The 26,590-nt window shown below is 41.4% G+C and carries 26 protein-coding genes, 1 tRNA gene and 1 pseudogene; 6 read left to right on the top strand and 22 right to left on the bottom strand.

The genetic code is table 11. The annotated features are described in order from the left end of the window. Positions 1-171 precede the first annotated feature (171 nt). Positions 172-1,122, bottom strand: coding sequence for a transketolase family protein (locus tag WMO31_RS07030; RefSeq protein WP_101069784.1), 951 nt, complete (start codon positions 1,120-1,122; stop codon positions 172-174). After that, positions 1,122-1,970 (bottom strand): transketolase, encoded by an 849-nt coding sequence (locus WMO31_RS07025; RefSeq protein ID WP_015522803.1) that lies wholly within the window; start codon positions 1,968-1,970, stop codon positions 1,122-1,124. Before WMO31_RS07025 ends, WMO31_RS07030 begins: the two co-directional genes overlap by 1 nt. Before the next feature lie 242 nt (positions 1,971-2,212). On the opposite strand from WMO31_RS07025, the gene WMO31_RS07020 reads away from it, so the two are divergent. From WMO31_RS07020 to WMO31_RS07010, 3 genes are all read left to right on the top strand, one after another. After that, a complete protein-coding gene (locus WMO31_RS07020) occupies positions 2,213-2,980 on the top strand; it encodes a type III pantothenate kinase (RefSeq protein ID WP_367285826.1) in 768 nt (255 codons plus the stop codon). Between the two features lie 124 nt (positions 2,981-3,104). Continuing rightward, complete coding sequence (locus tag WMO31_RS07015; protein ID WP_015522805.1) at positions 3,105-3,722, top strand: ECF transporter S component; 618 nt, start codon at positions 3,105-3,107, stop codon at positions 3,720-3,722. A 77-nt stretch (positions 3,723-3,799) separates the two neighbouring features. After that, positions 3,800-4,768 carry a biotin--[acetyl-CoA-carboxylase] ligase gene (locus WMO31_RS07010; RefSeq protein WP_015522806.1) on the top strand — a complete coding sequence of 323 codons (969 nt, stop codon included), beginning with the start codon at positions 3,800-3,802 and terminating at the stop codon, positions 4,766-4,768. 168 nt (positions 4,769-4,936) lie between these two features. Here the strand turns inward: WMO31_RS07010 and WMO31_RS07005 are convergent, their stop codons facing one another. The 8 genes and pseudogenes from WMO31_RS07005 to WMO31_RS06970 all read right to left on the bottom strand — a co-directional run bounded on the left by WMO31_RS07005 (position 4,937) and on the right by WMO31_RS06970 (position 13,025). After that, positions 4,937-5,089: a hypothetical protein gene (locus WMO31_RS07005; RefSeq protein WP_337943682.1), complete on the bottom strand. Its 153-nt coding sequence runs from the start codon at positions 5,087-5,089 to the stop codon at positions 4,937-4,939. Positions 5,090-5,091: 2 nt separating this feature from the next. Continuing rightward, a complete protein-coding gene (locus WMO31_RS07000; RefSeq protein ID WP_015522807.1) occupies positions 5,092-5,355 on the bottom strand; it encodes a hypothetical protein in 264 nt (87 codons plus the stop codon). Between the two features lie 178 nt (positions 5,356-5,533). Further along, a pseudogene (locus tag WMO31_RS06995) lies at positions 5,534-5,863 on the bottom strand (phosphoribosylformylglycinamidine synthase subunit PurQ); the annotation flags it as partial. Further along, a complete protein-coding gene (locus WMO31_RS06990) occupies positions 5,808-6,299 on the bottom strand; it encodes a hypothetical protein (RefSeq protein ID WP_337943679.1) in 492 nt (163 codons plus the stop codon). The pseudogene WMO31_RS06995 and the gene WMO31_RS06990, both read right to left, overlap by 56 nt. Positions 6,300-6,344: 45 nt before the next feature. Further along, on the bottom strand, positions 6,345-7,112 hold the full coding sequence (locus WMO31_RS06985; RefSeq protein WP_367999447.1) for a leucine-rich repeat domain-containing protein: 768 nt from the start codon (positions 7,110-7,112) through the stop codon (positions 6,345-6,347). Positions 7,113-7,184: 72 nt separating this feature from the next. Continuing rightward, positions 7,185-8,192, bottom strand: coding sequence for a DUF5702 domain-containing protein (locus WMO31_RS06980; RefSeq protein ID WP_101106254.1), 1,008 nt, complete (start codon positions 8,190-8,192; stop codon positions 7,185-7,187). A 151-nt stretch (positions 8,193-8,343) separates the two neighbouring features. Next, the gene (locus WMO31_RS06975; protein WP_117886530.1) at positions 8,344-12,111 is read right to left on the bottom strand and encodes a phosphoribosylformylglycinamidine synthase; all 3,768 of its coding nucleotides are present in this window, start codon (positions 12,109-12,111) and stop codon (positions 8,344-8,346) included. A gap of 203 nt (positions 12,112-12,314) precedes the next feature. Further along, complete coding sequence (locus WMO31_RS06970) at positions 12,315-13,025, bottom strand: HAD family hydrolase (RefSeq protein WP_169923250.1); 711 nt, start codon at positions 13,023-13,025, stop codon at positions 12,315-12,317. A gap of 112 nt (positions 13,026-13,137) precedes the next feature. On the opposite strand from WMO31_RS06970, the gene WMO31_RS06965 reads away from it, so the two are divergent. Beyond that, on the top strand, positions 13,138-14,085 hold the full coding sequence (locus WMO31_RS06965) for a D-2-hydroxyacid dehydrogenase (RefSeq protein WP_015522813.1): 948 nt from the start codon (positions 13,138-13,140) through the stop codon (positions 14,083-14,085). Between the two features lie 532 nt (positions 14,086-14,617). Here WMO31_RS06965 and WMO31_RS06960 read toward each other — a convergent pair. Further along, positions 14,618-15,121, bottom strand: coding sequence for a hypothetical protein (locus tag WMO31_RS06960; protein WP_015522814.1), 504 nt, complete (start codon positions 15,119-15,121; stop codon positions 14,618-14,620). A 249-nt stretch (positions 15,122-15,370) separates the two neighbouring features. Between WMO31_RS06960 and WMO31_RS06955 the strand changes: the two genes are divergently transcribed. After that, positions 15,371-16,102 carry a LytR/AlgR family response regulator transcription factor gene (locus tag WMO31_RS06955; RefSeq protein ID WP_101106252.1) on the top strand — a complete coding sequence of 244 codons (732 nt, stop codon included), beginning with the start codon at positions 15,371-15,373 and terminating at the stop codon, positions 16,100-16,102. A gap of 2 nt (positions 16,103-16,104) precedes the next feature. Beyond that, on the top strand, positions 16,105-17,418 hold the full coding sequence (locus WMO31_RS06950; RefSeq protein WP_367999446.1) for a sensor histidine kinase: 1,314 nt from the start codon (positions 16,105-16,107) through the stop codon (positions 17,416-17,418). A gap of 117 nt (positions 17,419-17,535) precedes the next feature. Here WMO31_RS06950 and WMO31_RS06945 read toward each other — a convergent pair whose 3' ends face one another. From WMO31_RS06945 to WMO31_RS06895, 11 genes are all read right to left on the bottom strand, one after another. After that, entirely contained in the window at positions 17,536-18,747 is a 1,212-nt protein-coding gene (locus WMO31_RS06945) for a CHAP domain-containing protein (protein ID WP_181315098.1), read from the bottom strand. A gap of 303 nt (positions 18,748-19,050) precedes the next feature. After that, complete coding sequence (locus WMO31_RS06940) at positions 19,051-19,407, bottom strand: four helix bundle protein (protein ID WP_242956475.1); 357 nt, start codon at positions 19,405-19,407, stop codon at positions 19,051-19,053. Positions 19,408-19,656: 249 nt separating this feature from the next. After that, a tRNA-Arg gene (locus WMO31_RS06935) sits at positions 19,657-19,733 on the bottom strand. Between the two features lie 83 nt (positions 19,734-19,816). After that, a complete protein-coding gene (locus WMO31_RS06930; protein ID WP_367999445.1) occupies positions 19,817-21,229 on the bottom strand; it encodes an aminopeptidase in 1,413 nt (470 codons plus the stop codon). An 86-nt stretch (positions 21,230-21,315) separates the two neighbouring features. Then, on the bottom strand, positions 21,316-21,885 hold the full coding sequence (locus WMO31_RS06925) for a lytic transglycosylase domain-containing protein (RefSeq protein WP_181983317.1): 570 nt from the start codon (positions 21,883-21,885) through the stop codon (positions 21,316-21,318). 55 nt (positions 21,886-21,940) lie between these two features. Next, complete coding sequence (coaE, locus tag WMO31_RS06920; RefSeq protein WP_117524076.1) at positions 21,941-22,552, bottom strand: dephospho-CoA kinase; 612 nt, start codon at positions 22,550-22,552, stop codon at positions 21,941-21,943. Beyond that, entirely contained in the window at positions 22,539-23,573 is a 1,035-nt protein-coding gene (locus WMO31_RS06915; protein ID WP_367999444.1) for an L-threonylcarbamoyladenylate synthase, read from the bottom strand. Before WMO31_RS06915 ends, coaE begins: the two co-directional genes overlap by 14 nt. 13 nt (positions 23,574-23,586) lie before the next feature. After that, complete coding sequence (gene prfA, locus WMO31_RS06910) at positions 23,587-24,660, bottom strand: peptide chain release factor 1 (protein ID WP_195231270.1); 1,074 nt, start codon at positions 24,658-24,660, stop codon at positions 23,587-23,589. Positions 24,661-24,667: 7 nt separating this feature from the next. Then, on the bottom strand, positions 24,668-24,847 hold the full coding sequence (locus WMO31_RS06905; RefSeq protein ID WP_021882642.1) for a DUF951 domain-containing protein: 180 nt from the start codon (positions 24,845-24,847) through the stop codon (positions 24,668-24,670). A 120-nt stretch (positions 24,848-24,967) separates the two neighbouring features. Then, positions 24,968-25,615, bottom strand: coding sequence for a hypothetical protein (locus WMO31_RS06900; protein ID WP_367999443.1), 648 nt, complete (start codon positions 25,613-25,615; stop codon positions 24,968-24,970). A 62-nt stretch (positions 25,616-25,677) separates the two neighbouring features. Next, a complete protein-coding gene (locus tag WMO31_RS06895; protein WP_015522820.1) occupies positions 25,678-26,586 on the bottom strand; it encodes a patatin-like phospholipase family protein in 909 nt (302 codons plus the stop codon). Between the last annotated feature and the right edge of the window lie 4 nt (positions 26,587-26,590).

Below are 26,590 nucleotides of genomic sequence, written 5' to 3'. Positions count from 1 at the left end.
TAAAGCCCCATTCGGCTTATTGCTGAGGATGTTTTAATATAAAAAGGGCGGCTGCCGTTTTTTGCGATATCCGCCCTTTGCTTTTTATTAAATTGAACGGTACATACAAAAAACGGTCGGCTTGAACAAACCGACCGTTAATATTTTGCAATTATTAAATTAATTCAGAAATTATTTGTCCTCTTTAACAACATCTCTGACAACCTTTGCAAGGTGCGGCTGTGTCAGACCGAACTTGTCAAGAAGCTCAAGAGCCGGACCGCTGTAACCGAAACGATCGTTCACACCGATCTTTGTAACCTTAACAGGACACTCTGCGCTTACAACATCACAAACAGCGTCACCGAGACCGCCGATAACATTGTGTTCCTCAACGGTGATGATTCTGCCTGTTTCCTTTGCAGCCTTAATGATGATATCTCTGTCGATAGGCTTTATTGTGTGAATGTTAATAAGACGAGCGTTGATGCCCTCAGCCTCAAGTTCCTTAACAGCCTTTAAAGCCTCGTTTACAACAAGTCCTGTTGCAATAACAGCCACATCGTTGCCCTCATGGAGAGTAATACCCTTGCCGAGCTCAAATGTATAGGTATCGGGATCATTAAAACTGTCAACAGCAAGTCTGCCGAGACGGATATAAACAGGACCGTTGTACTCAATTGCAGCCTTTGTAGCGGCCATCATTTCGTAGTGATCGGCAGGGTTAAGGACAACCATACCCGGAATTGTACGCATAATACCGATATCTTCAAGACACTGATGAGTAGCACCGTCTTCACCTGTTGAAATACCTGCGTGGCTGCCGGCAATTTTAACATTAAGATGAGGGTAAGCAACCGAGTTGCGAATCTGCTCAAATGCTCTGCCTGTTGCAAACATTGCAAATGATGCGGCAACCGGAATTTTGCCTGCCGCTGCCATACCTGCCGCAACGCCTACCATATTGCCCTCGGCAATACCGCAGTCAAAAAATCTTTCGGGAAACTCTTTTTTAAAAATTCCTGTCTTTGTAGCAGCTGCGAGGTCTGCATCAAAAACAATAATGTCCTTATTTGTCTTTGCAAGCTCACAAAGAGCCATGCCAAAGCTTTCTCTTGTAGCCTTTTTAATTACCTGTGCCATCAGCAGTTGCCCTCCAATCTGTCAATTTCAGCCTGAAGCTCGGCAGTAGCCTGTTCATACTGTTCCTTGTTGGGAGCAGTGCCGTGCCAGCCAACCTGATTTTCCATAAATGAAACGCCCTTGCCCTTGATTGTCTTGGCAAGAATTGCAGTAGGCTTGCCCTTTACTGTCTTAGCCTTTTCGAGAGCCGATTCAATCTGATTGAAGTCGTGACCGTCAATTTTGATTACTTCAAAGCCAAAGCTTTCAAACTTTTTATCAAGAGGCTCAATGCCTGCAACCTCTTCAACAGTACCGTCAATCTGAAGTCCGTTCTGGTCAACAATTACAACGAGATTGTCAAGCTTGTTGTGAGCGGCAAACATTGCAGCCTCCCAAACCTGACCTTCTTCAACTTCACCGTCACCGAGAACTGTATATGTGCGATAGCTCTTGTTATCAAGCTTAGCCGCAAGTGCCATACCGCAGGCAGCCGAAATGCCCTGACCGAGTGAACCTGTACTCATATCAATACCCGGAGTACCCTTCATATCGGGATGTCCCTGAAGCATAGCGCCTACATGACGGAGCTTTGTAAGCTCGTCCCATTCAAAAAAGCCCTTGAGTGCAAGTGTTGCATAAAGAGCCGGACAGCAGTGACCTTTTGAAAGAACAAAACGATCTCTGTCCTGCATATCGGGATTTTTAGGATCAACATTCATTTCCTTAAAGTAGAGATATGTGAAAATATCTGCTGCCGAAAGCGATCCGCCGGGATGACCTGATTTGGCGTGGTAAGTGCCGAGAATTGCGCCCATTCTTGACCTTGCGGCAAGAATTCGGAGCTGCTTGATTTCTGAACTGTCCATTTAATAAACCATTCCTTTCAGAATTTTGCGTAATACATGACCGTGTTATACACACCTATTTTAATTATACACAATCCAACGCAAATTTCAACAATTTTTTAGGATTTTCCAAAAATCGGATAAATTCCTTAAATTCGCCCTTGAAGAAATAATTTTTTATGATATAATAAGCAAAGTAAAATACGATTAATTCTAAACTTTTGTAAAAGCATATTTATAAAAACCGTTTGGAGGGAACAGCAATGCTGCTTGCGGCCGATGTCGGAAACACCAATGTCAAGCTCGGCATTTTTGACGGAGATAATTTAAAATTCAAACTCCGTTTTTCAACCGATGAAAACAAAACAAGCGACGAGCTTGCAGTTGAACTTTACACTTTTTTGCAGATTTACAACATCGACGCAAAAAACATTGACGGCGCTATTATAAGCTCTGTTGTTCCGAAATTTACATATAACCTCAGAAGTGCGATTATGACCGTTACAGGCAAAAAAAGTCTGCTCATAGGTCCGGGACTTAAGACAGGTCTTGACATCAAGATAGAACATCCCGAAACCTTGGGTGCAGATATCGTTGCGGGCTGTGTGGGAGCGTGTGAAAAATACGGCGGTCCTCTCATTATGATTTTTATGGGAACTGCAACCGCAATTGTCTATGTTGACGCAAGCAACGCGTATCACGGCGGTGCAATTGCCCCCGGTATGGGAATTTCGCTTGACGCACTCACAAATCACGGCGCATTGCTTTCATCGGTTGATATGAAAGCTCCAAAGAAGGTAATTTCATCAAACACATCCGACTGCATTCGTTCGGGAATTATGTTCGGAACAGCCTGTATGCTTGACGGAATGGTTGATATGTTTACCGAGGAATGCAAGGCAGAATGCAAGGTTATTGCCACAGGCGGTCTTGCTCCGCTTGCAATCAAAAACTGCCGTCACGATATTATCTTTGATGAGAATATTATTCTTGACGGACTCAAAATTATTTACGAGAGAAATAAAAAATAAAGACAATTTAATATACAACTTGTTTTTGAATTATTAATTTGATGCAACGGGGTTCTCCCCTTGTAAATATTATTTGCGTTTCACCTGCGGAAAATGAGCAGGGAAACAGCAGGAGGAATTTTTTATGAATAAGACAGGAAACTTTTCAAAGGTGCAAAGAATGGTTATTCTTGCAGTGCTTATCGCATTGACGCTTGTAATGGCGCTCACACCGCTCGGATATCTGAAGATCGGTGCGCTTTCCATTTCATTCCTTTGCATTCCGATTGCAATCGGTGCAACCGTTCTCGGTCCTACAGCAGGATTGATTCTCGGCACACTCTTTGGTATCACAAGCTTTGTACAATGCTTTGGTATGGACGCATTCGGCACGGCAATGCTTTCAATCAACTGGTTCTACACCTTTATAATTTGTGTTGTTGCACGAGCTCTTATGGGTTGGTTCACAGGACTTATCGCAAAAGGTCTGGGCAAGGTATTTGAAGGTAAAACTGTAGGCAAGTTCAATCTTAACGACCTTATCGCTACTATACTCTGCCCTGTTATGAACACAGCCTTCTTCCTTGGCTTTATGGCAATCCTTTTCGGCAGTATCGAAGTTATGGGACTTAATGTAATCACAGCCGTGGTTATCCCTGCTCTTTCAATCAACTGCATTCTTGAAATCATTGCTTGCTTTGTTGTCGGTTCGGCAGTAAGCATTGCAGTCAAGAAAATTGTTGCGGCAAACAAAAGTAAATAATTAACATTCAAAAACGGGCGATTTTGTTTAGAATCGTCCGTAATTTTTTTACATTAAATTTTAAAATCGGTGATGTTATGCAAAAGAAAATTATTGAACTTTTAACAAAAACAGACGGCTATGTTTCGGGCAGTGAAATTTCCGAACAGCTTGGTGTGTCAAGACAGGCAGTGTGGAAAGCGATTAACAATCTCAAGGAACAGGGCTACAAGATTGACTCTGTAACAAACCGTGGATACCGCCTTGTTACCTATCCCCCACACCTCAACGAGCCTGCAATCGAAAAATACCTGAAAACCTCCGTAATCGGCAAAAATCTCATCGTCCTTGACGAGGTTGGTTCAACAAACGATTACCTCAAAAAGCTGGGTGCAGACGGTTGCGAAAACGGCACGGTTGCCGTTGCCAGAGAACAAACTCAGGGCAAGGGCAGACTCGGCAGAGTTTGGAAAGCAAAAAAGGATGACAGCATCACCTTTTCGTTTTTGTTAAGACCAAAGATTGCCCCGTCAGAGGTATCGTCAATCACCCCTCTTGCAGGTCTTGCAGTCTGCAAGGCAATCAGAGAATTCACGGGACTTGACTGCCGTATAAAATGGCCGAACGATATCATCATCGGCAAGAAAAAGCTTGTCGGTATTTTAACCGAAATGAGCGCCGAATTTGACGCCGTAGAATATGTAATTACAGGCATCGGAATCAATGCCGATACTCAGGATTTCCCCGATGACATAAAAGAAAAGGCAACTTCAATTTATCTTGCAACAGGCGGTCATTTTGACAAGAACAAATTTTTTGCCTGTGTTCTTAACCACATTGAAGAGGAATTCATCAAAAACGATTTAAAGCTTTCCCCTGTCGCATTAAAGGAATACACAAGCCTTTGCGCAACAGTCGGCAGAGATATAACATTCACCAAAGACGGAAAGTCCGTTACCGCAAAAGCTGTGGGAGTAAACCCTGACGGCGAGCTTATTGCAGAGCTTCCCGACAAAACCACCAAACTTATCAATTCAGGCGAAGTCACCGTACAAGGCATTTATTAACGGCGTGTCGCCGTACCCCGTTCGTGCAGACAGTTTTACAAATGCAAAGCTATAAATGCCCGAGCGTAACATTTCCGATTACGGTAAATCATCTATTGTCTGCGTGTCGCCGTCCCAAAAAATATACTAAAAAGCAGAGAACATCAACATAGATATTCTCTGCTTTTGTTATTTATTTAATTTCTCAACTCTTGATTTTGCATAAGCAAATTTAATTGAAGATTCCAATATGTATTTGGCTAAATCAGGTGATTTTGACTTACAAATTCTGTGAATTATTCTCGCACATGCTTTATTGAATTCAGCTTCCGAATAGTTCATAATCAAACACCCGACATTACAGAATCTGAAACGTGTTTAATTATTGAATCAAATTCCTTTATATTTTTTAGTAATAACTCATATCGTTCAATACTGTCGCAGAGTAAAATTTTAGTGTTATAATCACACAAATCGTCATAAATATTTTTTATGCAATCCAAAGCCGATTCCGAATCAAGATAATCTTCATACTTTGCCATAACAGAATTTGCGTATTCATACAAAGCTTCACATTTAGCCGTTACAAGATAATCTACTTTTTTCATAAATAACTCCTTTCACTCTACTTTAAATAATAACCCGTTTACATTATTATATGTTAAAAACAGCAGAAATGCAAGTTTAACAGTCACCGATAACCGATATAATTTGACACCGCACAAACAACAAGGACATCCAAAAAACGGATGTCCTTAGTTTTTATATAAAATATTCGGTTATAAATTACTTGAAGTATTTTACGCCGCTTTCAAAAATCTGCTGGTCTTTTGCAAAAGGAACATTTTTGTAAAGGTTTTCGCCCTTTCTCTCGCTGTGTCCCATTTTACCGAGAACTCTGCCGTCAGGTGATGTGATACCCTCAATTGCACAAACAGAACCGTTGAGGTTGAACTCAATGTCGCTGCTTGGGTTGCCGGCAAGGTCAACATACTGTGTTGCAATCTGACCGTTCTTTGCAAGTTCCTTTACAGTTTCAAAATCAGCCATAAATCTGCCCTCACCGTGTGACACGGGAACAGCAAACACATCGCCTGCGTTGACATTTGCAAACCACAATTGAATCAATGTTTGACTGAATTGAATCGACACTGGAATCTATATCATTTATATTTCCTTGGATACCTTCAAATGAGTCGCCTATATTATCAATAGTAATACCTGTTGCTGTGTCACTTATCCCTTCAACCGAATTAAAGACTGAAACCACACCGTCAAGAGTTTCATCTATAGTTTTTTTGGCATCTTCACCCTCAGAATACAAATCGCCTTGTTTTTCTCTTAATCCAGTAAGGTTATAAAGATAAGAATATTCTGAAATTTCCTTAGATGTTGTATTGACTGCAACGCCGATTTTGGCTTGAGCATAACATATATTAATAATAGTCAGGATTGTTACTATTAAAAACATAAATGCTGTAAGGGAAATTGTTGTTTTGACAACAATAGCACCTTGTTCATTTAGTACAACATTTTTTATTTTATTCGGCATTACATTCACCCACCGAACGTTTAAAATTTGTTTTAATAAATATTTCTATTCCGCAACAAAGGTAATATTATTATTCTTTGCATACTGTTCGGCATATGAGCCTGCAGGCGCATAAATTGTTAAATTATCAGAATCTTCAAAAACATTGCATTCTTCATTATCTTCCGGAACGCCTATGAATGTTACGGAATCAGTCATATGTATTTCTTTAAGGGCTGTGCATCCAGAGAAAGCAAAACCTATTGTTGTAACACTGTCGGGAATTGTAATTTCTTCGAGTGAAGTACAATTCTGAAAAGCGTAATGTGAAATTTCCGATAACGACTGTGAAAGCACAACTTGTTTTAGTTTTGAATCACCAAGACAAAGAGATTGTCCGATTTTCTGCACATCGTTGCCCATTGTTAGTTTTTCTAAATTTGCGCAAAGAGCAAATGCTTGTTCACTTATTTCTGTTATAGTGTCGGGAACATTAATTTCTAAAACATTATCACTACCTCGTAAAAAATATCCTCTTATTTCAATAACCGGTTTACCGTCAACAGAATCGGGAACGTTTATAATGTTGGCTTCACCGTCGTAAGCAATTATATCCATATTTCCGTCATCTCTGATATTTGAAGAAAATTCCTCGTCCTTTGATTCTGTCAGCTTTGTTTCCGGACTATCTTTAGAAGACGAATCAACTGAAGTTACTTCAATATTATCTGAGGAATTGCTTACCGTTGAATTAGCGCAGCCACCATAAGCTACCGCCGTAGTAATAATAGCTAATATTAAGAATATTGATTTTATTTTATTAGATTTTTTCATAATTTCCTCTCCTAAAACATTTTACATTAAACATAAGTTAAAAAATATAAGTTTAAAATACACAAACACTTATTAATTATATCCTCTTACAATAGAATATTCCCATGTCCACCAGGATACAGACGAGGATTTATTAAACTTGTCATCCTGAAGCAACGGTAACGAAAGCAGTAAAGGTTGAACCTGCACTTTTGTTTTGAGGCAATAATAGGTGTTTGCTTCAGACATTTTGAAAATTTCATCGCCACTGTTTGAATAGCCTTTCGCCACACCAACATTTCGACCTATCACATCTCCTATTCTTGTCATAATCTCATTTTCCTTATTTGTATTTATAAGATCAATAAATAAAAATATTGAAAGATAATCGCTGTACTGAAAATAAGATAGACTATTAAGCTCGGACGCAGGTGTTCCTGTCCCCGATTCTGCGGTTGCTGTATTATTAACGAGATTTGTCAGACAATCAACACTAAAGGTAAATTTTAAATCATCTTTACCTTTCACAAGCTTAACCTTCATACCTGCCTTAAGCTCATTAAGGTCAGATGCCGCTTCGGCAGCAGTAAGTGCGAGAACAGCAACAGTTTTTACAAGTACAGCAGGTATAAAAGGACATGCGGTATTTACAGTAATAGCAAATTGATTTAAATCATATCCTGTATTAAAATCCCAATGATAAGAAAACTGGGGGCCAAGGTCAAACGCATATCTAATCATAAAAATCTTCGCAAATATTGCTGATTTATTCGCTTCATTATTTTTACCATTCAATATATACTCGATTTCATTTCCGAATGAATAGTTATTTTCTAGGTTTATCATATTATTAGTCAAAGTCTTATTGTCGGTAAATGTTGTGTCTTCATTTTTCCAAGCCTCAGCATATGTACAGCCAAGTGACGATGAAGTCTTACTTCCTAAATTTTTGACAGTATTAATGTTATCAAGTCCGCTTACTTTATCTTTAAGAGCCAGATTATAAATACCCTCTTTATTATAGGTGTGGTAACTGAACATATTCATCGCATAATCAAGCACATATAAATCATCACGTGCTTTTGTCGGATTAGAAATCACATCGCCGATTCCGTTAAATAAACCTGTTATATTTTCTGATATTTTTGATATTTTTTTAAAAATCGACTCTTTTTCATCACTGTCTGAGCCGATTTCATTATCACTTAATTCATCATCATCTTAGTTTTTATATAAAATATTCGGTTATAAATTACTTAAAGTATTTTACACCGCTTTCAAAAATCTGCTGGTCTTTTGCGAACGGAACATTTTTGTAAAGGTTTTCGCCCTTTCTCTCGCTGTGTCCCATTTTACCGAGAACTCTGCCGTCAGGTGATGTGATACCCTCAATTGCACAAACAGAGCCGTTGAGGTTGAACTCAATGTCGCTGCTTGGGTTGCCGGCAAGGTCAACATACTGTGTTGCAATCTGACCGTTCTTTGCAAGTTCTTTTACAGTTTCAACATCAGCCATAAATCTGCCCTCACCGTGTGACACGGGAACAGCAAACACATCGCCTGCGTTGACATTTGCAAACCACGGTGACTTAACGGAAGTAACTCTTGTATAAGCCATATGTGAAATATGTCTGCCAATTGTGTTGAATGTGAGCGTCGGATCATTTGCTTTAAGCTCTCTGATTTCGCCGTAAGGAACAAGTCCGAGCTTGATAAGAGCCTGGAATCCGTTACAGATACCGAGCATAAGACCGTCACGATTCTTGAGAAGGTTGTTAACCTGCTCTGCAATTCTCGGGTTGCGGAATGTTGTTGCAATGAACTTACCTGAACCGTCAGGCTCGTCACCACCTGAGAAACCGCCCGGAAGCATAATCATCTGTGACTTTGCAATGAGCTTTTCCATTTCGTCAATTGTTTCCTCGATATCGTTTGAAGAAAGGTTCTTGACGATAAGCATTTCAACATTTGCACCTGCTTTTTCAAATGCTCTTGCCGTATCAACCTCGCAGTTTGTACCCGGGAATACAGGGATAAATACAGTAGGCTTTGCAACCTTGATTGCAGGTGAAGATGTATTTCTCTCGCTGTAAAGCGGAACATCAACTTCGATTTCAGGCACTTCAGCCTTTGTCGGGAATACCTTTTCAAGCGGAGCAGTCCACTTTTCGAGGAGTGCGGAAAGTTCGATTTCCTTGCCGTTTACAGTAATCTTTGCATCGTTCGTAACAGTACCGAGGTCATAGTGAAGAACATCGTCTGAAAGCTCTGCACCGTCTGCAAGTTCGATAACAAGCGAACCCGAAAGCGGAGCGAAAAGCTCGTCATTTGTGAGCTCGTTTGCAAACTTAAAGCCAAAGCCGTTACCGAAGCAAGCCTTACATACGCTTGCGGCAGTACCGCCCTCTTTAACAACCGATGCAGAAAGCACCTTGCCATCCTCGCAGAGAGCATAAACAGCGTTGTACATTTCGATAAGCTTATCCCATACAGGCATAAGTGTTTCTTTATTTTCGGGAACGGGAACAAAGATAACCTTTGAACCTGCGTTCTTGAATTCTGTTGAAATTGTCTTTGATGCCTTTGTCATTGCAACGGCAAAACTTACGAGTGTAGGCGGAACATCAATATCCTCAAATGTACCCGACATACTGTCCTTACCGCCGATTGACGGAAGTCCGAGCTTGAGTTGAGCCTGCATAGCACCGAGGAGTGCTGCGGCAGGTTTACCCCAACGGGAAGGAACATCTTTAAGTCTTTCAAAATATTCCTGGAATGTAAGTCTTGCTGTCATCGGGTTTGCGCCGATTGCAAGCAGCTTTGAAAGCGATTCAACAACTGCATAAGCCGAGCCGTGGAACGGACTCCAGCGTGAAACACCGGGAATATAGCCGTAACTCATTGCTGTTGCATCGTCTGTTTCGCCCTTCTCAAGCGGAATCTTTGCAGCCATAGCCTCCTGAGGAGTGAGCTGATTCTTACCGCCGAACGGCATAATTACCGTAGCCGCACCGATTGATGCGTCAAATCTTTCTGCAAGACCAATCTGTGAGCAAACTTCAAGTCTTGACATATTTTCAAGGAATGCCTCGTCAGCAGGCATATCTTTAAGCTTTGCGGGAGCAACCTTACGGTAGCAGCCTTCCCACTTCGGAGCCTCAATATAAGCCTTGGCAACCTGAGTAACACCGTTTGTGTTGAGGAACTCACGGCTGAGGTCAACTATTGTGTCGCCTCTCCAGTTCATTGTAAGACGAGGACTTTCGGTTACAACCGCAACGGCTGTAGCCTCAAGGTTTTCTTTTGATGCAAGTGAAATAAACTTGTCAACATCTTTTTTATCGAGAACAACAGCCATTCTTTCCTGACTTTCGGATATAGCAAGCTCCGTACCGTCAAGGCCGTCATATTTCTTTGTTACCTTGTCGAGGTCAACCGTAAGACCGTCGGCAAGTTCACCGATAGCAACGCAAACACCGCCTGCACCGAAGTCATTACATCTCTTGATGAGCTTTGCAGTTTCGGGGTTGCGGAACAAACGCTGAATTTTTCTTTCTGTCGGAGGATTACCCTTCTGAACCTCTGCACCGCAGGTTTCGATTGAGTTTTCATCGTGAGCCTTTGAAGAACCTGTTGCACCGCCGCAGCCGTCACGGCCTGTTCTTCCGCCGAGAAGTACGATTACATCATCGGGAAGAGGGGTTTCACGGATAACATTTTCCTTTGGAGATGCGCCGATAACAGCACCGATTTCCATTCTCTTTGCAACATAGCCCTGATCGTAAAGCTCGGTTACCTGACCTGTTGCAAGACCGATCTGGTTACCGTATGAGCTGTAACCCTGAGCGGCACCTGTTGTAATTTTGCGTGAAGGGAGCTTGCCGTGCATTGTATCCTTGAAAGGAATTGTCGGATCGCCCGAGCCTGTAACACGCATAGCCTGATATACATATGAACGGCCTGAAAGCGGATCACGGATTGCACCGCCAAGACAGGTTGCGGCACCGCCGAAAGGCTCGATTTCTGTCGGGTGGTTGTGAGTTTCGTTCTTGAACTGAACGAGCCACTGTTCTGTTTTTCCATCTATAGTAACGGGAACCTGAATTGAGCAGGCATTGATTTCTTCACTTTCGTCAAGGTCGGGAATGAGTCCCTTTTTCTTGAGTGACTTCATACCGATGAGAGCCATATCCATAAGTGAAACGATTCTCTTTGTATCCTTGCCGTAAACCTCGTCACGGGTTGCATAATACTCGCTGAGTGCGTCCTCGATAACCTTGCCGAGAGCAGACTTTTCAATCTCAATCTCTTCAAGTCTTGTGAGGAATGTTGTGTGACGGCAATGATCCGACCAGTATGTGTCAATTACACGAAGTTCTGTAACCGACGGATCACGGTGCTCTGTATCTCTGAAGTAATCACGGCAGAACTTGAGGTCTGCAAGTGTCATTGCAAAGCCCATTGAATCGTAATACTTCTGCATCTCATCGTCATTCCAGCCGTTGAAGCCCTCTACCCTCTTAACATTTTCTGGAACGGGAATTTCCATATCAAGAGTCTTTGGCTTTTCAAGAGATGCAAGACGGCTTTCAACAGGGTTGATGAGGTACTCCTCAACCTTTACAAGCTCTTCGTCTGTAATATTGCCCTTGAGAGCAATTACTCTTGCTGTAAGAACCTTGCAACGCTCACCCTGAGTAAGAAGCTGAACGCACTGCTCGGCAGAGTCGCCGCGCTGATCGTACTGACCGGGGAGATACTCCATTGCGAATACCTTCCAGCCGTCCTCAACGGGGAGAGTTTCTTCATAGATTACATCGGCATTAGGCTCTGACAAAACAATGGTTTTCGCCTTGTCATATTCTTCCTTAGTAAGTCCCTCAAGATCGTAACGCACAATGTAACGAAGATCTTCGACAGACTTCATACCGAGGTTGTGGCGGATGTCCCAAAGCGTCTGCTTTGCAAGAACATTGAAGCCATCCTTTTTTTCAACAAAAATTCTGATTACTTCTGACATAATTCATTCACCTGCTTAATTAAGATATAAAACAAAATAAATCCCGTCTGATAACCTGTATCACATCACATAATACCACATTCGACTATTTTTTTATTTCATTTAAGGCATTAAAAGGTATTCTGTAAAAGTAAAATTAAATGCACACAGAAAAAGCGGTCAGACAAAGCAAAATGCCGTCTGACCGCACAATATAATCATATTTAATCGCCTTTGAGAAAATCTTTGTAAAATTCCTCAAAACTGCCGTTTTTGTAGTCTGAATAATCCTTATTATCTCTGTTCACAATTGTGTCGGTAATAAGGTATGTATCAAAGCCGAGTTTTGCGCTGCACAAATCCTCGTCAACATCGTTGCCGATCATAATGCTGTCTTCGGGCTTGATATCCTGCTTTTTGCAGATTTCTTCAAAATATTTCAGATTCGGCTTGCAGCAACCAAAGTTTTCGTATGTTGTAACAAGTTCAAAATCGTCGGGAGAAACTCCTGCCCATTCAAGTCTGCGTTTTGTTGCAACAAACGGAAAAATCGGATTTGTTGCGGCAATAAGTCTGCCGCCGTTTTTCTTTATGAAATCAATGCTTTTCTTTGCATAAGGAGTAAAGCTTGTAGCATCTTTCGGAACGATAAACTCGTTTTCGTAATAATCGGTAAAAAGGTCATCAAACTTTTCAAGGTCGGCACCGCTGACTTTGCCCGCTGTTTCCCAGAAAACTTCACGGTTTGTACGGCTGTTATCGTTCTTTGTCATAGCGTCAGTGCCTGCCCACATCGCCTTTATAAGGGCGTCGGGTTCGATTTTTATAACAGGAGTGCAACGCTTGCAGAGCGATGAAAAATACAGCTTTACGAATTTTTCCATATCCATGGGAAGCAAAGTTCCGTCCAAATCAAAAAGATAATTTTTATACATTAACATACCGTTCCTTTCAATTTATGCACGAATATTATACAAAATTTCGATTTGGATTGCAAGGAAAAATTTTTCGGTATATACTATAGTCAGTAAAAAACGAGGTGATAAGATGAAAATAGTTTTAACAGACGCACAGACTGTTCTTGACGATATTGTAAATGCCGATGTGCTTAATCGGTTCGGTGAGGTTGAGTCGTTCGGTCTTTTGAAATATGAAGAGGTTGCGGAGAAAATTGCAGATGCAGATATCGTTGTGTGCAACAAAACTCTGCTTGATTCGCACACAATGCGACTTGCAAAAAATCTGAAATATATAGGACTTTTTGCAACAGGCTACAACAACATTGACCTTGACTACTGCACCAAAAACGGCATAACCGTCTGCAACGCAGGTTCATATTCAACAAATGCGGTTGCACAGCACACATTTGCACTCATTCTTGAACATTTCAATCACACTGCGGAATATAATCGGTTTGTTCAGGACGGCAAGTGGAAAAGAAGCAAAACTTTTTCACCGTTTGTATATCCGCTGAATGAACTTGCAGGCAAAACACTCGGCATTGTCGGACTCGGAAACATCGGAAAGGCTGTTGCAAAAATTGCAAGCGCTTTTGATATGAATGTAATCGCATCGAGCAGAACTCCGAAAAATATTGACGGAATCAAAGATGTTTCATTTGACGAACTTCTTGAAACAAGCGACATTGTAAGCGTTCATTGTCCGCTAAATCCACAGTCGGAAAATATGTTTGATAAAAATGCCTTTGCCAAAATGAAACAGGGTGCATTGTTCGTAAACACGGCAAGAGGCGGTGTTATGGTTGAAGAAGATTTGCTTGAGGCACTCGAAAGCGGTCACCTCGGCGGTGCGGCAATCGACACCCTCAAGGTTGAGCCTATGGTTGAGGACTGCATTCTTATGGGGGCAAAAAATTGCATCATCACCCCCCACATTGCATGGGCGCCCGTTGAAACCAGAGAACGCCTTATGGGCATAGTTTCGGACAACATCAAAAATTTTCTGAACGGAACTCCGACAAATAAAGTAAATTAACGGTGAGCCGACTTTTTATGTTAGTGAAGACAGCTTTAATTAAATGTAAAATTGAAAATTGAAAATGGAAAATTAATGTTGGGAAGACAGTTTGTAATGTCAAAAAACATATTATGTCCGAGCGTAACATTGCAACCGTGTTCGCCCGTTCGTGTGCATTGCACACGATTGCACGCAATGCGTGCAAATTTGAATACACAGTTTATGTTATATCAAAACATATTATATAAACATAAACATTCATCAAGGCGGGCGTCCAATGAACGCCCTACCGGTTTGCAACATTTACAAAATTTGTTTTAACATACAAATTGTACGATTACTTGCGGGAGAACACGGTTCTCCCCTACAGATTATACACTGCTTTTATTGTATAAAAAGCTATGTGTATAAACATAAAAATTCATCAGTACAGGCGGATGATATCTGCCCAACAGAACGACAACCGCATATCAAAAAGCAAACAACCGCCCACTTTTCGGTGAGCGGTTGTTTTGTGTAGTAGTATTAGGAAATTGGGATTAGATTACAATTACTGCTGTCTTTCGCAATAACTTGAAAGGCCTGTGTTAGGATCTGTGTATTTGAGCATATCATTGTCAGCGTCATATGTGTAGTTAAACTGCTGTTCGCCTACTGTCATAACGAGATCTGTACCCTCAAATGTGTAATTGCCCGAAACAGTCACACCGCTCATTTCGCCTGAGAATGTACCGTCATCTGCAAATGTGTATGTACATTTCAAAGTTTCGGGGTCAACACCGTTTGCTGTTGCGTAGTCATCAATTGAAACGGCTGTACCGTCCGCACCTTCAAGTGCTGTTACAGTCCAAGTACCTACAACACTTGCCGATGAATCGCCGTCCTTTGAATCAGCAGCGCTGTCATCTGCGCTGTTTGCATTGTCGTCAGCAGTCTGTGATGCCGAACTTTCGTTTTTGCTTGACGAGTCACCGTCATTACCGCAACCTACAAGACCTACTGTACCTACCATACAAATTGCAAGCAATAAAGCTAACTTCTTGATTTTTTTCATAGTTGATTACCTCTTTCCGATATTTTTTACTTTCCGATTTTGATTTACGGAAACACCGCAATTTTCGTGTTTCGCTTTTATCACCTCAATGATAGCCAATTTAATGCAACATTTCAACAAATTGGCACAAACATCAATCTTTTGGCAAAAACATATGACAATCGGATATAATATTTTTCAAATTTATGGTATAATCTAAGTGCAGTTAATCATTGCTCCGAATTAAATTATTTCAAAGGAGGCGATATCTTGAAAATTGCAGTTATTGACGACGAAAAGCCTCAGGCAGACATTCTCTACTCAATCTGCAACGCATATTTTGGCGGACACAAGCAAAATGTGCAGATTGATTGTTTTCCTGACGGAATAGCTTTTTTCAATTCATTCAAGGAAAACACCTACAAAATAGCCTTTGTAGATATTTTTATGGAGAAGATGAACGGCATTGCCGTGGCTGAAAAGCTTCGCGAAAAGGACCGTGATATTCTTATTGTATTTGTCACAACAAGCCCCGATTTTATGATGCAGGCATTTTCCGTTCACGCTTTTCATTACATAACAAAACCCTACAAAGCTGAGCAGATTTACAAGGTACTTGATGATGCCTCGTCATATGTATCGGATAATTCAAAATACATTGAAGTTATGTGTGACCGTCGAAACACGCTGATTTCGCTTAAGGAAATTGTTTCTGTTGAATCCGATGCACATTATATCAACATAGGTGTTGTTTCGGGACTTAGATATCGCACACGAATGACCATTGCAGAGTTTCTCAAGCTTGCAGACAATGACACCCGTTTCATACCCGTAAACAGGGGAATCGTGCTGAATGCCGATTACATAAAGGACATTGAAGGCTCTGTATGTGTTACAGGCAACGGTGAAAGATTCCCGATTAAAATTCGTGAAAAAACTCGGATTGAACAGAGTATCCGTGAATATATGTTCAAAAAAATCAGAGAAAACCAGCGGAGGTGAACATGGACGCATTCATAAAATTTCTTCAGGCATTTTTCAGCTTTGTCATAATAATACCGTTAAGTTTATTCTGCCTTTTACCGTTAAAAAATCAATTAAAATACCCGATTTCAAAGATAGTAACGCTCTTTTTATGTTCATTTATCATACTCGGTTCTCTCTCGTCAATTGTGATGACGGCTTTTGACATTCAGAATTTAAACTTTGTTCTCTTCCCCGACCTTGTAATATTTTTCTTCCTTATTAAAAGCGTTACAAAGGCCGGAACAGCACGCTGTTTGTTTGTTTTTATAAGTGTGTGCTGTTTGATTTTATTCTTTTCTCTGTATGCATATTTTATCAACTCATTTTTTCAGGAAGAAATCTCACGAGGAGTTAACACCTCATATAGCCTGATTCAAATGGGGCTTTCGGTTGCGGCAATGGGAGCGCTTGTTCCGCTTACAAAATACTATGCATGGATGATTGACAACATAAATATCGGCAAAGTGTGGTATTTGTTTTCAATTTTGCCCATTGCACTTATGGTGTCAAACATCTATATCATACCGATTTCCTACGCAAATATTCGTGTTGGAAAGGTTTATGCAAAAGGATTCGTCATTACAATATTTGAGCTTGCATTGTATCTTATAGTATTCATATTATTCTACATTTTCAGCAAGACTACTATTGAAAAAACAAAGCTTACAGAACGAAACAACATTCTTGAAATTCAGAAAAGTTACACAGAATCGTTGCAGTCGTACATAAAATACACCTCAAAAGCAAGGCATGATTTTAAACATTCAGTTCATGTTATGAGCCGACTTGCAGATGAAGGAAATCTTTCGGCGCTGAAAGACTACATTGCCCAGTATGAAAATTCGCTTACTGTAACAGCACCTGTGCGAATCTGCAAAAGTGACGCACTCAATGCTTTGTTCAATCACTATCGTCAACAGGCGATTGAGAACAATGTTGACATTAACTGGCGGATTGATTTGCCAGACAAATCGAGAATTCTTGATGTTGACCTCTGCAGTATTTTCGGCAACATACTTGAAAACGCAATTGACGGTTGCTGTACCGTAGAAGAAGGCAAAAGATATTTTAACCTGACTTCCGAAATAAAAGGTGACTGTTTGTACATTGTTTCAACAAACAACTACGACAAACCCTTGAAAATGGACGGCGAAACTTATTCGTCCACAAAGCATCAGGGCAAGGGCATCGGACTTCACTCCATGAAGAGCATAACCGAAGTCTATGACGGAATTTTTGATGCAGGCAACAATAACGGTGAATTTTTCGTTGACATAATGCTTAAATATTAAACTTATTAAACTCAAAAAGGGTATGCATCCTCGCATACCCCTCTTTGTTATAAAAGTTCCAAACAAAAAACACGCTCTGCAAAATGCAAAGCGTGTTTTGATTTTGTTTTGTTGTTATCAGTTATTACCGACAACAAGTTTCTGGATTTCTGTGGCATCCACGACATTAATTTCACCGTCATGGTTGTAATCCGCAAGTTCTCTCTGAACATCAGAAAGTGTTGAAATTGAAACAATGTACTTGCTGATTTCAGTTGCGTCAAGAACATTGACATGACCGTCAAGGTTTACATCGCCGATCATATACGGAGTATCATTGTTGTTGTCATTGCTCGGCTGTGTAGTTACAGGAGCTGTTGTTGCCTGTACCGTAGTAGGCTGTACTGTTGCAGCAGGAACAGTTGTTGCAGGCTGTGTAGCCTTGGCTGTTGTCGGCTGAACAGTTGCCTTTGCAGTAGTCGGCTGAACCGTGGCTTTGGCTGTGGTAGGCTGTACAGTAGGTTTTGCTGTTGTTGGCTGTACCGTTGATGAAGAAACAAAAGCACAGAAATCAAGAGCAACCCAACCTGTCTTGCCGTTGTACGAGGTGTAACCCCATGTGTAACCGCCGGCTGTTGAAACCTTTGTTACATTAAGAGTAACATTGCCCGGAACAGATGTTACATATGAATAGCTTGTACCCGCACCGCTTCTCATGTTGAGATAATCGTCAACATCTGTTTTATATGTACCTGTTGTATAAGTTACCTTTTTGGTTGTAGCCTGAGTAGTGCTTGTACTGCCGCTGAAATCGCCAAGGTAAATGTAGCCCTGAAAATTCCACCAGCTGTTACCGCCGGCATTCTTGTCGGATGTGCTTGCATAGGAAAGGTAGAATCTCTTACCGCTCCATGCAGAGTTAGAAAATGTAATCTGACCGTTTTCAACCTTTTCTACAACAGCAACATGACCGCCGCCACCGTTATATGACCAGCAGGCAATTGCGCCGACCTTTGGAGTCTGACCGTACTTGTAGTAGCCGTTAGACTTGTTGTAATCGTACCACTGCTCGGCATTGTTCCATGAAAGCTTTGGCTCAGAACCGAGAATCTCATAAGCTCTGCCGTAGGCATATGCTGTACAGTTCGGCATACCGTAACCGTACTTATAAAAAGCATTTAAATCACTGTAATAATATTTGTTACTTAAACTCGGGGCAGACAGTCTCGGTGAGAACGATGCCGCACTCGCAATCATCGACATTGAGAAAACCGACACAAACAGCATTACAGCCGTGAGAACTGCCGCAGAAACCTTTTTGCTAAAAACACTTTTTAAAACATTTCGCAAAGAAACACTCCTTTTTTTGAATTCAAAGTGATTGTTACCTATTTGTAACCACTTTATGTACATTCTATCACAAATTGCTCCAAATTCAAAGAGTAGAAATGCTGAAAATAGCCTTTATAATCTATTTTTTTAAGCCATTGTACACAATAATTTTTATTTTATGCATACTTTGCACAAAATTTAACTAACATTCTTTAATAGATAGTGTTTATTGTACAAGGATGAGGTCTGAGTTTTAAGGTGTAAAGGATTAGATAAACTTAATCATCAGAAACGCTTACGGCGTTAGACTGTTTATATGTTTCATTTATCGTTTTTCTTTACTGTATTGATCGATGAAATCAGCATTCTCCTGATTGTGCCGCACTGATTTTGCAATGGCTTATATACGGTTTCGGATATATATCCTGTTTCAAAAAGAAGTTCCAGCCAATATTCAGTTTCAAAGCACTCTTTTTGTGCTATTTCCAACTTGGAGATAAAATCCTTTTTACCCTGCGCATATTGTGCTTCGTGAATATTTGCACCTATACTTGTTCCCGAACGCAAAAGTTGATTAGTTAAAACCGATTCTCTTGCATTTGCTTTGATATCACGACACATATATACAATCTGTTTTGCAAATTCTTTTGATTTATTCCGTAAAATACTTTCAGACACAATCATCACCCAAAATACAATATATCACAAAGCCGAATGTCTGTAAAGTTATCGGTGATATGCCTCGTTTAACTCGGCGTGATATAAATGTGTTATCGCTCGCTTTCGCTCTCGGTGATATTATATTCGCTTTAAAACTGCCGCAGGCAATATCACTCGGTATGACCGAATATCACTGCACGGCAATATCACTCGCCGACAGGCGAATATAACTGAAAAACGCACTTGTTTACACAAGTGCGTTTTTCTTGGCGCGCCGGAAGAGACTCGAACTCCCGACCTTCTGATTCGTAGTCAGACACTCTATCCAGCTGAGCTACCGGCGCATATGCGGCCTTTTATCAGCCGCAAGTAGTATGATATCACAACTTGGTGCAAAAATCAAGTGTTTTTTGTATTTTTTCCGAAATTAATCTTTTGTATCAAAAAAAGTGAAGAATGCTCTGTATGCCATATAAACATCTGTCTTGGAAACAATCTCAAACGGAGCATGCATTGAGAGCACGGGAACGCCGAGATCAACAACATCGACATTCATATTGGCAACATACTTTGCGATTGTTCCGCCGCCGCCGCCGTCAACCTTGCCGAGCTCACCGACCTGCCAGAGAATATCGTTGTTCTCAAGCATAGCTCTGATTTTTCCCATATATTCGGCAGACGCATCTGATGTGTCATACTTTCCGCCGTGACCTGTGTATTTTGAAATAATTACACCATTGTTAATGTATGAGCAGTTGTTAGCCTCATATGCAGACGCATAAGTCGGATCAAATGCGGCATTTACATCGGCAGAAAGACAGGTACTTTTTGAAAGGACACGGTAGCCGTCAACACCGTCCTGCTTTGCAAGGTCATAGATGAAGAAACGGAGAAAGTCGCTCTGCATACCTGTGTTGCCGTCACTGCCTGTTTCTTCTTTGTCTGTAAGATATGTGATACAAGTCTGCTCGGGCATTTCAACATCAAGAGCCGCCATAACAGCCGGATAAGCACAAACCTTATCATCGTGACCGTAACCGCCGATCATGCTTCTGTCAAAACCGATATCTCTTGACTTAAAAGACGGGATAAGGCAGAGCTCAGCCGAAAGGAAATCACCCTCACAGATACCGTACTTCTCATTGAGTACAGCCATTACATTGAGCTTTACAAGGTCTTTTTCGTCGCTGTCTGCATCATACGGACGAGAGCCGAGGATAACATTGAGGTTTTCACCCTCAATTGCCTTTGCCATTGGCTTTGACGCCTGCTCCCTTGCAAGGTGCGGAAGAAGGTCTGTAATGCAGAAACAGCTTTCGTTCTCATCATCGCCCCAGCAGATGTCAACTCTTGTACCGTCAAGCTTTACAACCGAACCGTGAAGTGAAAGCGGAATTGTTGTCCACTGATATTTTTTAAGACCGCCGTAGTAATGAGTCTTAAAGAAAGCAAGATTGTTTGCCTCAAAAAGAGGATTCGGTTTGAGGTCAACTCTCGGGGAATCAATATGAGCGATTGCAAGCCTTGCACCGTTCTTAACACCGTTTTTACCGATTACAGCAAGAGCAATAGCCTTGTCACGGTTTACATAATAAAGCCTGTCGCCGGCCTTATATTCTTTGTCCTGTTCATACTCTGCAAAACCTGCTTTTTTGGCAAGCTCAACAGTATAGCGAACAGCCTCACGCTCAACGGGTGAGTTATCAAGAAACTTTTTGTAACCATCGCAAAAGCTGTCTGCCTTTTTAATTTCTTCCTCCGAAAGAGCCTTAACGCCCTTCGGTTCGGTCATCATAATTTTTTCCTTTAATAAAGTTGTCTTTGACTTTTCTTCAGCCATAATAACCGTCCTTTCTGTGCCGTAAAACACGGCAAAACCATTTTATTTTGAAATCCGCCGCCAAAGGCATCGGAACATCTCTGCGCTTAATTAGATTGTGAATAATAAAGTTTTATATACATTTCCTTGGCACTTTCAACCTTGTCAACATAATTCTTTGTTTCGGGATACGGAATGGAATCAAGATTTTTTCCGTCCGAACTGTAATTAGTATCGTTAAGCCAGTCGCTTACGACAAAGCCGGCATTATATGCGGCAATTGCCGAGCGTTCCGTGCCGTAATAATCGTAAAAATATTTTAAAAGATAACTTCCGTAATCAATACAAATTTCGGGATCAAACAGGTCATCCTCGGTGTACTGTCCCGCACAACCTCTTTGCTCCTGTAGCCACTCAAAGGACGATGGCATCATCTGCATAACACCCTTTGCTCCGACTCCCGATTCGGCTTTCGGATCAAAGCCGCTTTCCGTGTGGATTACGGCATATATCAACGCAGGATCAAGGTCATAATCCTTGGCGGCTTTTTCAACATATGTGCTGTAGGTGCGTGGATAATTCATCTCATCAAGCTTTTTCTTTGTGTCCTCGTAAAAGACCGAAACAAACACAAATACTGCCGCCGCAAGAATTGCAAGCACAATTATCCATGCCAAAATCGCCTTTCCTGCACTTTTTTTCTTTTTATATCGCCTTGATTGGGGCATCCTATCACCTCATCAGGTTGTTAATAGCCTCTGCCGCCTTTTGTGCGGCAAGCTCGACTTGCTCTATAGAAAAATTGTTTTCAATAACAATGTCGCTGTGACTTCTGAAAAATTCCTCGTCAAGCTGTGCAGACATTCTTAGCTCTGCACGGGAAATGTCAATGTTATCCCTTTTGCAGATTCGCTCAAGCCTTATTTCCTTTTTTGCGGTAACGCTTACAATAAGGTCGCAAAACACATCGGCACCGCTTTCAAAAAGCTGAGGAGCGTCATAAATCACAACGCTTTTGCCGTCTGTCTGAGCCTGTTTCGCCATCTGCATAAATTCATATGTAACAAATGGATGAACAATTGAATTGAGCAAATGTGTGTTTTCTTTGCTTGAAAATGCCCTTTTGGCAAGCAACGGTCTGTCAATGTTGCCGTCAGAAAGGATAATATCCTGACCGAAAACACCCGAAACAGCCTTTAAACATACGGAATCGGGAGTGTAAAGATTTTTTACAATCTCGTCAGCATTTATAACACACATTCCGTTTTTGGCAAAATATGCCGAAACCGTGCTTTTTCCCGCACCGCTCTGTCCCGTAAGACCGACAATTTTAATTCTGTTCAAGGTCAATCACCTCAAAGCCTGCCGCTCTTATAAGTCGGTTGTAAACAGCCATTCCGACGCCGTTCGTTTTTGGCAGTCTTGAATATACAACCTTAACGCTGTCGTCCTCATCAATTCTGCGAAGCTCGTCAAAAAGCGTGTGAGCCTGTCTTGTATAGTCGTTTCGTTTTCCGAGAGAGAAAACGGGAGTTTTCAAAAGCGGAATATCCTCGTCGCAACAGAGTGCCGCAACTCCTTCAGCCGCCTTTTTGTTTACATAATCAATATATTGCTCATCGTTGCAATTAAGAAGTATTACTCTCGCCCTTGGCGCATAGTGCTTGTACTTCATACCGGGGCTTGCAACCTTTACATTGTCTGCAAGTTTGTGCAAAACCGCATCATCAACTTCAACATTGCCGAGGACACTTTCAAGCATTTCAACCGTAATTCCGCCCGGGCGAAGTACCCTCGGAACATCTCCCGCAAGAGTGACTACCGTGCTTTCAAGACCCACTTCACTCGCACCGCCGTCAAGAACAGCGTCAATTTTGCCGTCCATATCATTCATAACATGCTGTGCGGTTGTCGGACTGGGTGAGCCAGAAATATTTGCCGAAGGTGCGGCAAGAACCGTACCCGATTCACGGATAATCGCCTGTGCGGTTTTGTGGCTCGGAAAACGGATTGCAACCGTGTCAAGTCCTGCCGAAACTTCATTCGGAATAACATCCGACTTCTTCATAATCATTGTGAGCGGTCCGGGCCAGAACGCATCGGCAAGTTTTTTTGCCGTGTCGGGGATTTTCGTCACAAGGTTAAGTCTTTCAATATCGAAAAAATCGCAGATGTGGACAATCAGCGGATTATCCCCGGGTCTGCCCTTTGCTTTAAAAATCTTCTTTACAGCCTCGGGGTTGAGTGCGTCAGCCGCAAGTCCGTAAACTGTTTCGGTCGGAATTCCTACAACACCGCCGTTTTTAAGCAGCTCTGCGGCGGTTTTTATATCTTCCTCAATATTTTTTAACAACAATGTTTTCACAATTATCACCGGATTATTTTTCCATACTTTCTTTGAGCTTTTCGGCTCTGTCAGCGGCAACAAGTGCATCAATCACTTCGTCAAGGCTGCCGTTGAGAATTTCTTCAAGCTTGTAGAGAGTAAGACCGATTCTGTGGTCGGTTACTCTGCCCTGCGGATAGTTATATGTGCGGATTCGCTCACTGCGGTCGCCCGTACCTACCTGCATTTTTCTGTTTTCGGCAATTTCACTCGCCTGTTTGTCCTGTTTGTCCTTGAGAAGTCGGCTTTTGAGAACTTTAAGAGCCTTGTCCTTGTTCTTGTACTGACTTCTCTCATCCTGACACTCAACTACCATACCTGTGGGCAAGTGAGTGATTCGGATTGCAGAACTTGTTTTGTTGATATGCTGACCGCCTGCGCCGCTTGAACGGAAGGTGTCAATTTTGAGGTCATTCGGATCAATTTCAAGCTCAACATCTTCTGCCTCCGGCAAAACCGCAACGGTTGTTGTCGATGTGTGAACTCTGCCCTGACTTTCGGTTTCGGGTACTCGCTGAACACGGTGAACACCGCTTTCGTACTTAAAGCGTGAGTATGCACCCTCGCCCTCAATCATAAAGGAAATTTCCTTGTAACCGCCGATTTCGGTTTCATTGGCATTGATAATCTCGATTTTGAAGCCCTTCTTTTCGGCATACATCGAGTACATTCTGAACAGAACCGCACTGAACAGAGCCGATTCCTCACCGCCTGCACCGCCACGGATTTCAACAATAACATTTCGTTCATCGTTCGGATCTTTCGGCAAAAGCAGAATTTTCAAATCTTCCGCAAGATTTTTGATATTATCCTTAGCCTCGTCAAGCTCAATCTGAGCAAGCTCTTTAAGCTCTTTGTCGCTTGTTTCCTCAAGAATTTCAAGGCTGTCTTTTTCGGTCTGAACAGCCTCTTTGTATTTACGGTAGGTCAAAACGATTTCCTCAATCGACTTGATTTCCTTCATAATTTTCTGATATTCCTCGGGATTGCCCGCTACTGACGGCTGGTAGAGCCTTTCGGAAAGCTCGGAGTACCTTTTGTCAAATATTTCGATTTTTTCAAACATATATATCTTACTCCGTCAAAATTTTTTTAATATTTTTTTCAATCTTTGCACGGGGCGCCATAACCTCTCTGCCGCATTTTTCGCATTTTATCTTAAAATCCATTCCCACACGCAGAATTTCAAAGGTTTTGCAACCGCATGGGTGCTGTTTTTTCATCTCAACTCTGTCGCCAACGCTGATATCCACAAAAATCACCCTCCTGCAAATTTTTTACATTTTTCACATTTTGAATTTCTATGATTATTTACATCACTTTAGAGATGCAAATAATCTGCACTTAGATTATACAACAGAGATTTAAAAATATCAACCAATGCCGATAATTCCGAGAAGTCCCGTGTATTCAAGCGAAAGGGCAACGGGAATTGAAATCAGCAGAGAAAATGCACTCTGTTTTACATCCTTGAACAAAATTCCGATGCTTGCAAGCCAAAGTATAAATTCGGTGAAGTACAGAATTCTGAAATCGGCAAAGTTGAGATTAAATGCAAAGCAACAGAATATTGCTATGAGTACGGAAGAAATTCCGATTGCAAGCGCACCCCGTCCCCTTGCATACCAAATCAGAAATGCCAAAAACGGCGATACAACAGCAAGAATCAGCCACCTCATAAGGTACAGAATATCGGGATAAAAGCCTGCAAAAACACTTGTCCACACATAGTACCCTATTAACATTCCCACAAAAAACGCAAAAACATTAATTCCTGCTTTTAAGGGGGATTTGCTGAATACGGCAAGGCACACGGCAATAAAAATCCACGGTGCTGTTCTGCCCAAAAAGTTTGACAAATCAAGCCAATCGAGAAAGCTCGGCAGTCTGTTCAAATCAAGAAACTTTGCGACAATTCCCATGCCACCGCCAAAAAGCAGAGCAAAGAATGTTGTCATAATTTGTTTCGGTACGGACATTTTGCCCGATACCTTTCGGGTTTTATTCAAAATTTTTAACATAAAATCCTCGTTTCATCTACATCAAAAGGACTTCTCAAAAAAGAAGTCCTCTTTAATCTTAATTATTCCGCACTGTTTTGCTCACCGAAAACCTTTAAAATTTCGTCCTTGTGAGCCATAATCGCATCGTAGCCCTCCTGAATGGTTTCGTCAACGCTGTCCATTGAGAAAAGCTGTGTGTTTTCGTTCTTGATATCAATTGCAAGGTCAGCCATTTTCTTTGACTCTCTTGTGCCGTCAATTGAATAAACATCAAGCGCACGCCAAATAACCTTAATAAGACCGCCAAGGCCTGCGTCGGGATTGTAGGTCATAATATCAAAGCCGATTGCAAGAACCTTGCCGACGCCCATATCACGCAGAATTTTTACGGGCAAATTGTCCTTTGAACCGCCGTCAATAAAGTTGTACTTGTCATAAGGACAGGTTGTGTAAATTGCAGGGAACGACATACTTGCACGAACAGCAGTTTCAAGCGGAGCGCCTGTTATGTAGTGAATATGCTCGTTTTCAAGATTTTCTTCCTTGGTTGTAAAAATACATTCATCGGTTGTAAGCGTGTCAACCGTACAGATTGAAAGGTTAATCGGAAGATTTTCAAAGCCTGTTATTCCTTTTTCATTCATAATGTCACGGATAACATCTTCAATCAGTTCACCCGACTTGATGCCGTCTTTCTGAATCTTTTTATTTAGAATAAGCTGTGCAAGAGATTTGAAAATAAGGCCGTTGTCGATTTCGGCAAGAGTTTTCCAATGCTTTTTTGCAACTCTTTTCATTTCATCGGAATCACAGCCCATTGCAACGATTGCCGCCATTGCCGCACCCGAGCTTGTACCCGAAACATACTGTGGATGGATTCCGAGTTCATAAAGAGCCTGAACAGCACCGATGTGAGCAATACCTTGAAGTCCACCGCCCGAAAATGCTACACCGATAGAATTTTTGCGATCGATTTTATCCGAATTCATTTTA

The organism is Ruminococcoides intestinale, assembly GCF_040095935.1.
Classification (GTDB): Bacteria; Bacillota; Clostridia; order Oscillospirales; family Acutalibacteraceae; genus Ruminococcoides; species Ruminococcoides intestinale.
Note: the sequence above shows the minus strand (reverse complement) of the source record. Positions and strands in the feature narration are given on the sequence as shown.

Coding starts and splice junctions, on each gene's coding strand:
- WMO31_RS07005 (WP_337943682.1), bottom strand. CDS start 5,089: ATGAACTATTCGGAAGCTGAATTCAATAAAGCATGTGCGAGAATAATT.
- WMO31_RS07025 (WP_015522803.1), bottom strand. CDS start 1,970: ATGGACAGTTCAGAAATCAAGCAGCTCCGAATTCTTGCCGCAAGGTCA.
- WMO31_RS06895 (WP_015522820.1), bottom strand. CDS start 26,586: ATGAATTCGGATAAAATCGATCGCAAAAATTCTATCGGTGTAGCATTT.
- WMO31_RS07020 (WP_367285826.1), top strand. CDS start 2,213: ATGCTGCTTGCGGCCGATGTCGGAAACACCAATGTCAAGCTCGGCATT.
- WMO31_RS06900 (WP_367999443.1), bottom strand. CDS start 25,615: ATGTTAAAAATTTTGAATAAAACCCGAAAGGTATCGGGCAAAATGTCC.
- WMO31_RS06960 (WP_015522814.1), bottom strand. CDS start 15,121: ATGAAAAAAATCAAGAAGTTAGCTTTATTGCTTGCAATTTGTATGGTA.
- WMO31_RS07010 (WP_015522806.1), top strand. CDS start 3,800: ATGCAAAAGAAAATTATTGAACTTTTAACAAAAACAGACGGCTATGTT.
- WMO31_RS06975 (WP_117886530.1), bottom strand. CDS start 12,111: ATGTCAGAAGTAATCAGAATTTTTGTTGAAAAAAAGGATGGCTTCAAT.
- WMO31_RS06930 (WP_367999445.1), bottom strand. CDS start 21,229: ATGGCTGAAGAAAAGTCAAAGACAACTTTATTAAAGGAAAAAATTATG.
- prfA (WP_195231270.1), bottom strand. CDS start 24,660: ATGTTTGAAAAAATCGAAATATTTGACAAAAGGTACTCCGAGCTTTCC.
- WMO31_RS06970 (WP_169923250.1), bottom strand. CDS start 13,025: ATGTATAAAAATTATCTTTTTGATTTGGACGGAACTTTGCTTCCCATG.
- WMO31_RS07030 (WP_101069784.1), bottom strand. CDS start 1,122: ATGGCACAGGTAATTAAAAAGGCTACAAGAGAAAGCTTTGGCATGGCT.
- WMO31_RS06990 (WP_337943679.1), bottom strand. CDS start 6,299: ATGCCGAATAAAATAAAAAATGTTGTACTAAATGAACAAGGTGCTATT.
- WMO31_RS07015 (WP_015522805.1), top strand. CDS start 3,105: ATGAATAAGACAGGAAACTTTTCAAAGGTGCAAAGAATGGTTATTCTT.
- WMO31_RS06965 (WP_015522813.1), top strand. CDS start 13,138: ATGAAAATAGTTTTAACAGACGCACAGACTGTTCTTGACGATATTGTA.
- WMO31_RS06985 (WP_367999447.1), bottom strand. CDS start 7,112: ATGAAAAAATCTAATAAAATAAAATCAATATTCTTAATATTAGCTATT.
- WMO31_RS07000 (WP_015522807.1), bottom strand. CDS start 5,355: ATGAAAAAAGTAGATTATCTTGTAACGGCTAAATGTGAAGCTTTGTAT.
- WMO31_RS06950 (WP_367999446.1), top strand. CDS start 16,105: ATGGACGCATTCATAAAATTTCTTCAGGCATTTTTCAGCTTTGTCATA.